Source organism: Janibacter sp. UYMM211 (genome assembly GCF_040547045.1).
Taxonomy (GTDB): Bacteria; Actinomycetota; Actinomycetes; order Actinomycetales; family Dermatophilaceae; genus Marihabitans; species Marihabitans melonis.
In genome coordinates, this window is record NZ_JBEPOY010000002.1 from 590,425 (window position 1) to 602,986 (window position 12,562).

General features: G+C 74.1%; 10 protein-coding genes and 1 tRNA gene. 6 read left to right on the top strand and 5 right to left on the bottom strand.

What is annotated here, in order from left to right; genetic code table 11:
- Positions 1-5: 5 nt before the first annotated feature.
- Entirely contained in the window at positions 6-686 is a 681-nt protein-coding gene (locus ABIB53_RS07960; protein ID WP_354587774.1) for a 4'-phosphopantetheinyl transferase family protein, read from the bottom strand.
- 62 nt (positions 687-748) lie between these two features.
- On the opposite strand from ABIB53_RS07960, the gene ABIB53_RS07965 reads away from it, so the two are divergent.
- Positions 749-822: transfer RNA gene (locus ABIB53_RS07965), tRNA-Arg, on the top strand.
- A 136-nt stretch (positions 823-958) separates the two neighbouring features.
- Here the strand turns inward: ABIB53_RS07965 and ABIB53_RS07970 are convergent.
- Entirely contained in the window at positions 959-1,906 is a 948-nt protein-coding gene (locus tag ABIB53_RS07970) for a cold-shock protein (protein ID WP_354587775.1), read from the bottom strand.
- Positions 1,907-2,094: 188 nt separating this feature from the next.
- On the opposite strand from ABIB53_RS07970, the gene ABIB53_RS07975 reads away from it, so the two are divergent.
- The 4 genes from ABIB53_RS07975 to ettA all read left to right on the top strand — a co-directional run bounded on the left by ABIB53_RS07975 (position 2,095) and on the right by ettA (position 7,848).
- Complete coding sequence (locus tag ABIB53_RS07975; protein WP_354587776.1) at positions 2,095-3,816, top strand: dynamin family protein; 1,722 nt, start codon at positions 2,095-2,097, stop codon at positions 3,814-3,816.
- On the top strand, positions 3,813-5,453 hold the full coding sequence (locus tag ABIB53_RS07980) for a GTPase (RefSeq protein ID WP_354587777.1): 1,641 nt from the start codon (positions 3,813-3,815) through the stop codon (positions 5,451-5,453). The genes ABIB53_RS07975 and ABIB53_RS07980 overlap by 4 nt, the downstream gene beginning before the upstream one ends.
- A gap of 122 nt (positions 5,454-5,575) precedes the next feature.
- Positions 5,576-6,112, top strand: a complete 537-nt coding sequence (locus ABIB53_RS07985) for a single-stranded DNA-binding protein (RefSeq protein WP_191564333.1) — start codon at positions 5,576-5,578, stop codon at positions 6,110-6,112.
- Between the two features lie 53 nt (positions 6,113-6,165).
- Positions 6,166-7,848, top strand: a complete 1,683-nt coding sequence (gene ettA, locus ABIB53_RS07990; RefSeq protein WP_123090992.1) for an energy-dependent translational throttle protein EttA — start codon at positions 6,166-6,168, stop codon at positions 7,846-7,848.
- Between the two features lie 77 nt (positions 7,849-7,925).
- Here ettA and ABIB53_RS07995 read toward each other — a convergent pair whose 3' ends face one another.
- The gene (locus ABIB53_RS07995; RefSeq protein WP_354587779.1) at positions 7,926-9,317 is read right to left on the bottom strand and encodes a DUF1731 domain-containing protein; all 1,392 of its coding nucleotides are present in this window, start codon (positions 9,315-9,317) and stop codon (positions 7,926-7,928) included.
- A 35-nt stretch (positions 9,318-9,352) separates the two neighbouring features.
- Between ABIB53_RS07995 and ABIB53_RS08000 the strand changes: the two genes are divergently transcribed.
- Positions 9,353-9,958 carry a pentapeptide repeat-containing protein gene (locus ABIB53_RS08000; RefSeq protein ID WP_354587780.1) on the top strand — a complete coding sequence of 202 codons (606 nt, stop codon included), beginning with the start codon at positions 9,353-9,355 and terminating at the stop codon, positions 9,956-9,958.
- 10 nt (positions 9,959-9,968) lie between these two features.
- Here ABIB53_RS08000 and ABIB53_RS08005 read toward each other — a convergent pair whose 3' ends face one another.
- A complete protein-coding gene (locus ABIB53_RS08005) occupies positions 9,969-11,108 on the bottom strand; it encodes a glycerate kinase (protein ID WP_354587782.1) in 1,140 nt (379 codons plus the stop codon).
- Positions 11,109-11,119: 11 nt separating this feature from the next.
- Complete coding sequence (locus ABIB53_RS08010; RefSeq protein WP_191564338.1) at positions 11,120-12,496, bottom strand: GntP family permease; 1,377 nt, start codon at positions 12,494-12,496, stop codon at positions 11,120-11,122.
- Positions 12,497-12,562 lie beyond the last annotated feature (66 nt).

Sequence of the window (12,562 nt, forward strand, 5' to 3'; positions counted from 1 at the left end):
CTCGGTCAGCGGAGGGTGACGACCTCGACGGGCTCGTCGGTGAGCGCGGCGACGCTCGCCCGGTGGTCCGGGCAGCGCAGGACGACGTCGGCGAGCGTCACGGCCGTGGGGCGCTCCTCGCGGGCCCGCCAGTCGACGAGCGCCGGGGCCTCGTCCGGCCCGGTGACGACGACCTCGGTGGGGTCGACGACGAGACCGTGACCGGTGGCCTTGAGGATCGCCTCCTTGCGCGCCCAGACCTGGGCGCGGGCGGCGAGGAGCGCCTCGCCCTCGTGCCCGGCGAAGCCGTCGGCCTCCTCCGGTGCGAGCGTCACCTGGGCGAAGCCCCCGAAGTCGGCCTCCGTCACGTGCTCGACGTCGACGCCGAGCTCGGGCCCCTGGGCCACCGCGACGACGGCCAGGGCGTCCGTGTAGGACAAGGAGTACGACCACTGCGGGTGGCCGACGATCGTCGGCTTGCCGTGCTGGGTCGAGCCGCACGTCGGGCAGTGGCGGTCGAAGGCGAGGGACGCCGGGTCGACGCCGAGCAGGTCGCCGAGGACGCGCCGCACGTGCGCGTGGGCGGTGACGAAGGGGGAGGGCGCGCGCTTGCGGTCGGCCCGCGCGCGCTCGGCGTCGTCGAGGAGGTCCCGCAGGGCGGGGTCGTCGACGACCTCCGTCTCGGCGAGGCTCACACGCAGGACCATGGCTCGCATCATGGCAGGTCGTCCGCGCTCGTACACTGACCCTCGCGCGGGCACGCCCGCGAGCCCCCGTAGCTCAGCTGGACAGAGCAAGGGCCTTCTAATCCCGAGGTCGCAGGTTCGAGTCCTGCCGGGGGCGCTGGGCGCAAGCCCGCTCCGCGGGCTGCGCCCAGCGCGCGGGGCAGAAGCAAACAGGTGCTCGAACGGAGTGGGAGCGCCGCGGGGGCGCTGGGCGCAAGCCCGCTCCGCGGGCTGCGCCCAGCACGACCCTCGGGTCAGAGCAGCTCGACGCGGTCGGCCTGAGGCCCGCGGTCGCTCTGGCGCACCTGGTAGCGCACCCGGTCACCGGGGCGCAGCGGGTCGGCGCCACGGATCACCGAGACGTGCACGAAGAGGTCCGCGCCTCCCGCGTCGGGGGTGATGAAGCCGAAGCCGCGCTCGTCGTCGTAGCGCGCGACGACCCCTTCGCCACCTCGTGCCGGGGGACCGTCTGACCCGCGCCGGCCGTCCGAGCGCCCACGCGACGGCGGGGCGTTGCGCGGGGGTGCGCTGCGCGGCGCCTCGCGCACGAGGCGCACGTCGCGGGCCTGCGGGCCCCGGTCGCCCTCGACGACCTCGAAGGTGACGCGGTCGCCCTCGACGAGCCCGGGGAGCCCGTCGGCCAGCGACCGGACGTGCGCGAAGACGTCCTCGCCGCCGGTGTCCGGCTCGATGAAGCCGAAGCCCTTGTCGTCGTCGTACCAGGACACCGTGCCGTCGGCGCCGTCGGACGGCCCGGCCTCGCGGCCGGCCTGCGCCCCCAGGGGGATGAGGTTCTCGGCCTGCAGGCCCTTCTCGCCCTCGACGACGAAGAAGGCAGCCCGCATGCCCTCGGAAAGCACGCCGCCCCCGAGGACGGCCGAGCTGTGCACGAAGACCTCGGTGCTCTCCCCGTCGGGCGTGACGAAGCCGTACCCCTTCGCGGGCTCGTACCAGGCCACGGTGCCGAGGACGCCGAGCGCGTCTGCGGCCTGGTCTGCGGTCACCCGGACACGGCGCGCCTGCGGGCCGCGGTCGCCCTCGCCGATCTCGAGCTCGACGACCTGCCCCTCTCGGAGCACCCTCGTGCCGTCGCCACCGACGATCTCGGAGGCGTGGACGTAGAGGTCCTCGCCCCCGTCTGCGAGGGCGATGAAGCCGAACCCTCGCTCGGTGTCGAACCAGCGGACGGTTCCCTCGGTCATTGCTGACTCCTTCTTCGTGCTGCCACTGCTGTCACCCCAGTGTCCCCGACGCGGGCGCACCGGACCGACCGCGTCGCCCACCCGCTCGCGGGGGTGAGCCGGGAGACGCCGGGCGGCGTCCCCCCTTCGCCCAGGTCAGCGACGGTGCCGTGCGGGGCGAAGGGGGGCTGCTGGGCTAGGTTTGGGCCATGGCCGCCACACCCCCTGCGCAGGGGCTCCCGAGCAGCGACCTCCTCTCTCAGGTCAGGGTCCTGCGCGACGAGGTGGAGCGCGCCGAGCTCCCCCTCGACATCCCCTCGACCGACGCCGCCCGCGAGGGCCGGGCCGCGCTGCTCGCCCAGCTCGACGACTACGTCATCCCGCGACTGGCCTCGATCGACGCGCCCCTGCTCGCGGTCGTCGGAGGCTCGACGGGTGCCGGCAAGTCGACCCTCGTCAACTCCGTCCTGCGCCGCGAGGTGAGCGCCGTCGGCGTCATCCGGCCGACGACGACGAGCCCCGTGCTCATCCACCACCCCGGTGACGAGCGGTGGTTCCGCGACGCCCGGGTCCTGCCGTCGCTCGCCCGGGTCACCGGCTCGCCCTCCGACCCGCAACCGGGCACCGTGCGGCTCGTCCCCTCCGACACCCTCCCGGCGGGTCTCGCGCTCCTCGACGCCCCCGACATCGACTCCGTCGTCGCCGCCAACCGCAGCCTGGCCACCCAGCTGCTCCAGGCCGCCGACCTCTGGCTCTTCGTGACGACCGCCGCCCGCTATGCCGACGCCGTGCCGTGGGAGCTGCTGCGCCAGGCCTCCGAGCGGGGCACCGCCGTCGCGATCGTCCTCGACCGCGTCGACCCGGCTGCGATGGGAGAGGTGCGTGGCCATCTCGTCGAGATGCTGCGGGAGCAGGGTCTGCAGACCTCGCCGGTCTTCACCGTGCCCGAGGTCGACCTCGACCGCGCGGGCCTGATCCCCGAGCCGGACATCGCGCGCCTGCGCTCGTGGCTGGGCGCGCTCGCCGGCGACCAGCGCGCGCGCACCATCGTCATCAGGCAGACCCTCGACGGCGCGCTGCGCTCGCTCGATACCCGCGCCGGCGAGCTCGTGGCCGCCCTGTCGACGCAGCAGAGCGCGGTCTTCGACCTCAAGGGAGCGGCCTTCGCCGCGTACGACAAGGCCGAGGAGCAGGTCAAGGACGGCATGAGCGACGGCCAGCTGCTGCGCGGCGAGGTCCTCGCGCGCTGGCAGGAGTTCGTCGGCACCGGCGAGCTCTTCAAGAAGGTCGAGGCCGGCGTCTCGCGCGTCCGCGACCGCATCGGCGCCGCCTTCCGCGGTGCCCCAGCCCCGTCCAAGCCGCTCGACGAGGCCCTCCACGACGGGGTCGCCACCCTCGTGCAGGCCGAGGCCGACGCCGCCGCCGCGACGGTCGCCCGACGCTGGCGCAGCACCGAGGCCGGCCCCGCGCTCCTCGACGCCCGCCCCGACCTCGCCCGCTCCTCCGCCGACCTGCAGGAGCAGATCGAGCGGGCGGTGCGCGACTGGCAGGGCGACGTGCTCGACATCGTGCGTGCCGAGGGCGGCAACCGTCGCACCAACGCCCGGATCGCGGCCTACGGGGTCAACGGGATCGGGCTCTTCCTCATGCTCGTGAGCTTCGCCCACACCGGCGGGGTCCTCGTCGCCCCCGAGGTCGCCATCGCCGGCGGGACGACCGCCGTCGCGCAGAAGGTCCTCGAGGCGATCTTCGGCGACCAGGCGGTCCGCGAGATGTCGACGAAGGCTCGTACCCTCCTCCTCGAGCGCGTCCAGGGCATCTACGCCGCCGAGCGCGAGCGCTACGAGCAGGCGCTCGGCGCGATGACGATCTCCGACGGCCAGGTCCGCCGGCTGAGCCAGGCCGCCGAGGCCGTGCGAGCGGCACGATGAGCCCGCTGCTGCCGGGCCGGTCGAAGGCGAGGGCGCTGTCGGTCGAGGAGCTGCGCGACCGCTCGGCGAGCCTGCGCGAGGCGCTGGACGAAGGGGGAGACCTCCTCGACCCGACGGCGTCGGCGCGGGCGCGCGAGGTGAGCGACAAGGTCGACGAGCGCACCCGTCTCGTCGGCGGTCGCACCGTCGTCGCGCTCGCCGGGGCGACCGGCTCGGGCAAGTCTTCGCTCTTCAACGCGCTCGTCGGCGAGGAGGTCGCCCAGGCCGGAATGCGCCGCCCGACGACCTCGACGCCGACCGCGGCGGTCTGGGGCGAGGAGCCCGTCGGCGAGCTGCTCGACTGGCTCGGCGTCGGCCGCCGGCACACGGTGCAGGGGCGTGACGACCTTGAGGGGCTCGTGCTGCTCGACCTGCCCGACTTCGACTCGCGGGAGTCGGCCAACCGCGAGGAGGCCCGCCGCGTCCTCGAGCTCGTCGACGTCTTCGTGTGGGTGACCGACCCGCAGAAGTACGCCGACGCGGTGCTCCACGACGAGTACGTCGCCGTGCTGCGCGAGTACGGCGCCGTGACCATCGTCGTGCTCAACCAGGCCGACCGCCTGCGCGGCGACGGGGTCGCCCGGGTGACCGCCGACCTCGCCCGGCTGCTCGAGCGCGACGGCATCCCGGGGTCGAAGGTCATCGCGACCTCGACCCGCACCGGTGAGGGCATCGACGCCCTCGGCGAGCGGCTCCACGTCGCCGTCGCCGCGGCCGACGCGAGCCGCCACCGCCTCGGTCTCGACCTCGCCGACAGCGCCCGTCGTCTCGCCCGCTCGGTGGGCGAGCGCGAGGTGGAGGTCGACCGGCTCGGCTCCGGCGAGCTCGTCGACGCGCTGGCCCGCGCCGCCGGCGTGCCCACCGTCGTCGCCGCCGTCGAGCGCGACTACCTCATGCAGTCCGCCGCTCGCACGGGCTGGCCCCTCACCCGGTGGGTGCAGGGCCTGCGGGCCGCGCCGCTGAAGCGGCTACGCCTCGACCGCGCCGAGGCCGGCATCACCGATGCCGACGTGCGCGCCGTGCTTGGCCGCTCCTCGATCCCGCCACCCACCCGCTCGGCCCGCGCCGCCGTCGACCTCGCTGCTCGCCGGCTCGGCGAGCACGCCGGGCAGGGCCTGCCGACGCGCTGGGCCGACGCCGTCGCCGATGCGGCGGCGCCCTACGACGAGCGTCTCGCCGACGAGCTCGACCAGTCGGTCCTGCGCACCTCGCTGCGCGGGCGCGACCCGCTGTGGTGGGGGCTGCTCGGGGCGCTGCAGCTGCTCCTCGCCGCGGCGGCGGTCGTCGGGCTGCTCTGGCTCGTCGTCATCGCGGTGGCCGGCTGGCTCCAGCTGCCGGACCTGCCCACCTACGACATCGGGCCCTTCGCCACCCCCTTCGTCCTGCTCGTCGGGGGGCTGATCGGCGGCCTGCTCGTCGCCGGTCTCGGGCGGGTCATGGCCCGGGCCGGGGCCCGACGGCGTGGTGCCGCCGCGGACAAGCGGCTGCGCGAGGCGATCCGCGAGGTCGCCGACCGCGTCGTCGTCGAGCCGGTGCGAGCCGTGCTCGCCCGCCACCGCCGCGCTCGCGAGGCGGTCGCCCGGGCCCACGCCCGGTAGTCGTCCACAGCCCCGCTCTCGCCCGGGCCGCCGTCCACAGCCGGACGGCGGCCCGTGGTGCGTCCGGGTGCACCGCCGGACAGTGGGCGTGCACGGACCACTTCGAGCAGTGAGGGCACGACATGTACGAGACCTATGTGACGATCACCGGCCGGCTCGTCGCCGACCCCGAGACCCGCACGACGCGAGCGGGCCAGGTCTTCACGACCTTCCGGCTCGCGACGAGCGAGCGGCGGCGCACCCGCGACGGAGTCTTCGAGGACGGGCCGACCTCCTTCTACAACGTCGCCGCGTACCGGGCGCTCGGCGTCAACACGCGCACGGCGCTGCACAAGGGCGAGCCGGTGGTCGTCGTCGGCCGCCAGCGCGTGCGTCAGTACCAGCGCTCCGACGAGAGCTACGGCACCTCGGTCGAGGTCGAGGCGATGCACGTCGGGCACGACCTGCTGTGGGGCCAGACGGTCTTCTCCCGCCCGGTGCGCGACGAGAGCGATGTCGTCGAGGCCGGCTTCGGCGGCGAGGAGGCCGTCCCCGGCGTCGGGCTCGTCGACCGGCTGAGCGGCGAGATCGGCGAGGCGCGGCACGAGCACGAGGGCTCCGGGCCCGAGGGCGAGGACGAGCAGGAGGTGCTCGAGGAGCCGGTCGCGCAGAGCGCGTGAGCGGGGCGGTCGGCGGATTCGGGCGCGGGGTGCCAGGCCGATAGCCTGGCACCATGCCCGAGTTCATCTACACCATGACCCGTGCCCGCAAGGCGCACAACGAGAAGGTCATCCTCGACGACGTCACGATGTCGTTCTACCCCGGCGCCAAGATCGGCATGGTCGGCCCGAACGGCGCCGGCAAGTCGACGATCCTCAAGATCATGGCCGGGCTGGACCAGCCGAGCAACGGCGAGGCGCAGCTGGCCAAGGGTGCCTCCGTCGGCATCCTCCTGCAGGAGCCGCCGCTCACCGAGGACAAGACCGTCCTCGGCAACGTCGAGGAGGGCCTGGGCGAGATCAAGGCCAAGCTCGACCGCTACAACGCCATCTCCGAGGAGATGACCGAGCCCGACGCCGACTTCGACGCCCTCATGGCCGAGATGGGCTCGCTGCAGGAGGAGATCGACCACGCCGACGCGTGGGACCTCGACTCCCAGCTCGAGCAGGCGATGGACGCGCTGCGCTGCCCGCCGCCGGACGCCGACGTCACCGTCCTGTCCGGTGGTGAGCGCCGTCGCGTCGCGCTGTGCAAGCTGCTGCTCTCCAAGCCCGACCTGCTGCTCCTCGACGAGCCCACCAACCACCTCGACGCCGAGTCGGTCCTGTGGCTCGAGCAGCACCTCGCCGCCTACCCCGGCGCCGTCGTCGCCGTGACGCACGACCGGTACTTCATGGACAACGTCGCGCAGTGGATCGCCGAGGTCGACCGCGGCCGGCTCTACCCCTACGAGGGCAACTACTCGACCTACCTGGAGAAGAAGCAGGAGCGTCTGCAGGTCCAGGGCAAGAAGGACGCGAAACTCGCCAAGCGCCTCGCCTCCGAGCTCGAGTGGGTCCGCTCCAACGCCAAGGCGCGGCAGACGAAGAGCAAGGCCCGTCTCCAGCGCTACGAGGAGATGGCTGCGGAGGCCGAGCGCACCCGCAAGCTCGACTTCGAGGAGATCCAGATCCCGCCGGGCCCGCGCCTGGGCAGCAAGGTCATCGAGGTCCACGACCTCACGAAGGGCTTCGGCGACCGCGTCCTCATCGACGGCCTGAGCTTCACCCTGCCGCGCAACGGCATCGTCGGCGTCATCGGCCCCAACGGCGTGGGCAAGACGACGCTCTTCAAGACCATCGTCGGCTTCGAGCAGCCCGACTCCGGCACCGTCGACATCGGCGACACCGTCGAGATCAGCTACGTCGACCAGAGCCGCGGCGGCATCGACCCGGAGAAGTCGCTGTGGGAGGTCGTCTCCGACGGTCTCGACCACATCCAGGTCGGCCAGGTCGAGATCCCCAGCCGCGCCTACGTCAGCCAGTTCGGCTTCAAGGGCCCGGACCAGCAGAAGAAGGCCGGGGTGCTCTCCGGTGGTGAGCGCAACCGTCTCAACCTCGCGCTGACGCTCAAGGAGGGCGGCAACCTGCTGCTCCTCGACGAGCCCACCAACGACCTCGACGTCGAGACCCTCGGCTCGCTCGAGAACGCCCTGCTCGAGTTCCCGGGCTGCGCCGTGGTCATCAGCCACGACCGGTGGTTCCTCGACCGCGTCGCGACGCACATCCTCGCCTACGAGGGCACCGAGCAGTCGCCGGCGAGCTGGTACTGGTTCGAGGGCAACTTCGAGGCCTACGAGAAGAACAAGGTCGAGCGCCTCGGCGAGGACGCGGCCCGCCCGCACCGGGTCACCTACCGTCGACTGACGCGCGACTGACCCGCCTCACGACGACGACGGCCGCCGCCGCCCACCCGGGCAGCGGCGGCCGTCGTCGTGCGGCGGGGTGAGGGGCGTCAGCCCCGGTAGAGCTCGGCGAGGGCGTCGTCGAGATGCGGGTGCTCGAAGACGAAACCGGCGTCGGCGAGCACCTGCGAGGTGCAGTGCCGACCGGTGAGGGCCAGCGCCGGGTCGGAGCGGAGGGCGACCGCCCCGACGCGCAGCAGGGCGGCCGGGGTCGGGGGAGCCGCCGGCCGGCGCAGCACCCGGCGCAGGGCGGCCATGAGCTCGGCGTTGCGCACCGGCTCCGGCGCGGCGGCGACGACCGGCCCGTCGGGCAGCGTCGTGTCGGGCTCGAGGCCGAGCGCGGCCCGGGCGACCCGCACCCAGTCGTCGCGGTGGATCCAGCTGAACCACTGCCGCCCGGACCCGACCCTGCCGCCGAGACCGGCCCGCGTGAGGCGGGCGAGGACCTGCAGCGCCGGGGCGTCGCGGTCGAGGACGATCGAGGTGCGCAGCAGGTGCACGTGCTCGGCGCGCGCTCCGTCGACGGCTGCCTCCCACGGCTGGGCCACCCCGGTCATCTGGGGCAGGCCGCCGTCGGCGGGCAGCGGGGTGGTCTCGGTGATGCGCTCCTCGCCGCTGTCGGACCAGATGGCGGTCGTCGAGGCCTGCAGCCAGCTGACGAGCGGGCGCTGGAGCTGCTGGCTGGCGCTCACGAGGGCGTGGGTCGGCTCGACGCGGGAGGTGCGCAAGGAGGCGATGTTCGCAGGGGAGGGACGCACGTCGACGAGACGACCGGCGAGGTTGACGAGCGCCACGCCGGCATCTGCGGTCGCCTCGAGCTCGTCGGCCCAGGCACCGACGGTGCGGCCGTCCCACTGCACCTGCCGGTACGGGAGGGAGGCGTCGGGCGACCGGGTGAGCAGGACGACCTCGTGCCGGTGGCGCAGCAGGTCGCCGGCGAGGAGCCGGCCGAGCGCCCCGGACCCGCCCGCGACGACGACCTTCACCCGCGACGGGTCGGGGGAGAGGCCGCACTCGAGGGCGAGGCGGGCGGCGGTCGTCGAGAAGTCCTGCGCCAGCGCGCCGGCGACGCCGAGCACGACGGCCGGGGTCATCGCCCCGTGCACCGAGACGACCTGCTCGAGCCGGGTCGCGTCGTCGACCGCGTCGAGGGTCCAGCGCACCCGCATCTCCCCGGTCGGGTTGGGCTGGCTGATCTCGAGGACGCGGCCCTCCTCGTGCGCGGTGACCTGCAGCGGCGGCGCGGTGCGCTCGTGCAGGGCGCGGAAGGCCCGGCTGCTCAGGGAGTACGAGCCGGTGGCACCCACGGCGACGGGCCCGTCGAGCCTGGCCCCGGACACCGCCGGCTGCCACCGAGACCAGCGCGAGAGGTCCGAGATCACCGACCAGACCTGGGCCGGGGGGAGGTCGAGCTGGGCTGAGGTCGTCCGGGTCCACGCCATGCGGCCATCCTGTCCCACGCCGTAGCGTGGCCGGCATGAGCGGGCTGCACGAGTTGCTGGCAGGACGGGACCTCGTCGAGGACGAGGAGCTCCGTGGGGACCTCGCGGAGCAGGAGCGGCTCGAAGGGGTGACCTTCGTCGGGTGCACCATCACCGGCTCGGTCTGGGCGCACGCGGTCGTCGCGCGGTGCCGCTTCGAGGACTGCACCTTCGAGGGGGTGGACCTCTCGGGCACCCGTCTGCCGGGCACCGTCCTCGACGGCTGCCGTCTCGTCGACGTCCGGGCCCTCGGCGCCGCCTGGAGCTCCTTGGCCCGCCCGACCATCCCGCCGGACCCGAGCACGTGGACCGGCTGCCGGCTCGACCTCGGCTCCTTCGGTGGCGCGGACCTCACCGGCGCCCGGTTCGAGCGCTGCTCGCTCGTCGAGGCCGATCTCGACGGCGTGGTCCTGCGCGGTGCCCGGCTGGACGACTGCGACCTGCGGGGGACCCGGGTCATCCGGGCCGATCTGCGCGAGGCCGACCTGCGCGGCAGCCACGGCTACGTCCTCGACCCGCGCGACAACGAGGTCGCGGGGCTGCAGGTCGACCTCGTCGGCGCGGTGGGGCTGCTCACCCCCTTCGGCATCGAGGTGGGCTGACCCGACCCGGTCAGGACCTGCTGGCCGCGGCCCAGGTCGCGGCGAGCTGGCGGGCGAGCCGACGCAGGTCCTGCGGGGCGTCCGCCATCGCCTGCTCCAGGGTCACCGGGCCGGGGGCGGCGGCGAAGACGGCGGTGACGCCGGCGTCCACGAGCCGGTCGACGTCCGGGCCGAGCTGACCGGCGACCGCGATCGTCGGCACCCCGTGCCGCTGCGCGACGCGAAGCACCCCGACGGGGGTCTTGCCGGACAGGCTCTGCCCGTCGAGCCGCCCCTCGCCGGTGACGACGAGGTCGGCGCCACGCACATGGTCCTCGAGCCCGACGGCCTGCGCGACGAGGTCGACTCCGGTCGCGAGGCGCCCTCCGAGCAGCGCGACGACCGCGAAGCCGATGCCGCCCGCGGCCCCTGCACCGGCGACCTCGGGATCGGCGCGAGGGTGGTGGCGCTGCACCACGTCGGCCAGACGACGCAGGGCGTCGTCGAGCCGGTCGACGTCCGCGGGGTCAGCACCCTTTTGCGGGCCGAAGACGGCCGCGGCGCCGCGGGTCCCGCACAGCGGGTTGTCCACGTCGCACGCGGCGACGAGGTCGACCTCCCGCAGACGCGGGTGAGCCCCGGACAGGTCGACGGTCGCGAGCTCGGCGAGCCCGTCGCCACCGGGCGGGATCGTCTCGCCCCGGTCGTCGAGCAGCCGGATGCCCAGCGCCTGGCACAGACCGGCACCGCCGTCGGTCGACGCGCTCCCGCCCAGCCCCAGCACGACGCTGCTCACGCCGTCGTCCAGGGCCCGGGCGAGGAGCGCGCCGGTGCCGTAGGACGACGCGCGTCCGGCGTCGCGCAGCCCGGGCTCGACGAGCGCGAGGCCGGTGGCGGCGGCGACCTCGACGACAGCCGTCCGGCCGTCGGGCAGCAGCGCGTAGGTCGCGGCGACCGGACGCCCGAGCGGGTCGGGCACCTCGACCGTGCGACGCGTGCCACCGGTGGCGCCGAGCACCGCCTCGACGGTGCCCTCGCCGCCGTCGGCCATGGGGACCTCGACGACGGTCGCCGAGGGATCACCCTCCCGCCAGCCCTGGGCGAGCGCTGCGGCGACGGCGGGGCTGCCGAGGCTCTCCTTGAAGGAGTCAGGGGCGATGACGACTCTCACGGGCCGCCTGCTCACACGACGACGAGCGAGAGGACCCAGACGACCGCGATGGCGGTGAGACCCTGCACGAGGGTGGCCATCGTCTGCGCCCGGTAGGCCTGCTTGACGCTCATCCGGCTGAACTGGCTGACCACCCAGAAGTAGCTGTCGTTGGCGTGCGAGACGGTCATCGCGCCGGCGCCGATCGCCATGACGACGAGGACGCGGCCGAGGTCGGTGTCGAGACCGAGGTCGCCGACGAGCGGCGCCATGAGCGCCGAGGTCGTCACGAGGGCGACGGTCGAGGAGCCCTGCGCGGTCTTGAGCGCCGCGGCGACGAGGAAGGGGACGAGGACCCCGATGCCGAGCTCGGAGAGCTGCTCGCCGAGGTAGGTCCCGACATCGGTCGCGGTGATGACAGCGCCGAAGGCGCCGCCCGCACCGGTGATCAGCAGGATCGGGGCGGCGGCGACGATGCCCTCGCCGACGCGCTCCTCGAAGGCCGCCATGAAGCCGCGCCGCGGCAGCAGGGCGAGGGAGCACACGAGCCCGATGAGGAGGGCGACGACCGGCAGGCCGACGAAGCGCAGGACCTCGGTGGCGGTGGAGCTGCCGAGCGGCGCGCTCGGCAGTGCGGCGATCGACCCGACCATGATGAGCACGAGCGGGACGAAGATCGGGGCGAAGGCCGCGCCGGGGCTGGGCAGCCGTCCGGCGGACTCCCGCATGCTCTCGAACTCGCGGATCTTCTCCTCGACCTCGGCCGAGCTCACGCCGTCCGGGGTCTCGTGGCGGAAGCGGGTCGCCCACAGGTTGCCCGCGACGGCCGAGACCGCGGCGATGGGCAGGCCGACGAGGATGACGAGCCCGAGCTGGCTCTCGAGACCGAGGTTGCCGGCCGCGGCGATCGGTCCGGGGGTCGGCGGCACGAGGGTGTGCGTCGCGTACAGGCCGGTGGCCAGGGCGACGGACATGGCGACCGGCGAGGTGCGCGCCCGGGTGGCGATCGACTCCTTGAGCGAGTTGAGGATGACGTACCCGGAGTCGCAGAAGACGGGGATCGAGACGATGTAGCCGATGACCGAGACGGTGATCGTCGGGTGCTTCTCGCCGATCTTGCGCACGACGAGGTCGGCCATCGTGATGGCGGCGCCCGACTTGTCGAGGACGACCCCGATGATCGTGCCGAGGGCGATGACGAGACCGATGTTGCCCAGGGTCGTGCCGAAGCCGGTGCTGATGATCCCGATGAGCCCGGGGTCCTCGCCGACGGGCAGGAGCGGCAGCGTGAAGGCGAGCCCGCCGAGCAGGGCCGCGAGGAGCAGCGCGAGGAAGGGGTGGAGCTTGAGCACGCTGGCGGCCACGACGAGCGCGACGACCACGCCGACGAGGATGACGACGTCGACCATGGGAGGCCTCCTTGCCTTGAGTCGCGCCCGGGCCGTGGGGCACGGCGGGCGTCGGGACGTCCGGGT

What these genes read in the sequence shown, in the direction of transcription:
- ABIB53_RS07975 (WP_354587776.1), top strand. Translation starts at nt 2,095, where the DNA reads ATGGCCGCCACACCCCCTGCGCAGGGGCTCCCGAGCAGCGACCTCCTC.
- ABIB53_RS07960 (WP_354587774.1), bottom strand. Translation starts at nt 686, where the DNA reads ATGGTCCTGCGTGTGAGCCTCGCCGAGACGGAGGTCGTCGACGACCCC.
- ABIB53_RS07980 (WP_354587777.1), top strand. Translation starts at nt 3,813, where the DNA reads ATGAGCCCGCTGCTGCCGGGCCGGTCGAAGGCGAGGGCGCTGTCGGTC.
- ettA (WP_123090992.1), top strand. Translation starts at nt 6,166, where the DNA reads ATGCCCGAGTTCATCTACACCATGACCCGTGCCCGCAAGGCGCACAAC.
- ABIB53_RS07995 (WP_354587779.1), bottom strand. Translation starts at nt 9,317, where the DNA reads ATGGCGTGGACCCGGACGACCTCAGCCCAGCTCGACCTCCCCCCGGCC.
- ABIB53_RS08000 (WP_354587780.1), top strand. Translation starts at nt 9,353, where the DNA reads ATGAGCGGGCTGCACGAGTTGCTGGCAGGACGGGACCTCGTCGAGGAC.
- ABIB53_RS07970 (WP_354587775.1), bottom strand. Translation starts at nt 1,906, where the DNA reads ATGACCGAGGGAACCGTCCGCTGGTTCGACACCGAGCGAGGGTTCGGC.
- ABIB53_RS07985 (WP_191564333.1), top strand. Translation starts at nt 5,576, where the DNA reads ATGTACGAGACCTATGTGACGATCACCGGCCGGCTCGTCGCCGACCCC.
- ABIB53_RS08010 (WP_191564338.1), bottom strand. Translation starts at nt 12,496, where the DNA reads ATGGTCGACGTCGTCATCCTCGTCGGCGTGGTCGTCGCGCTCGTCGTG.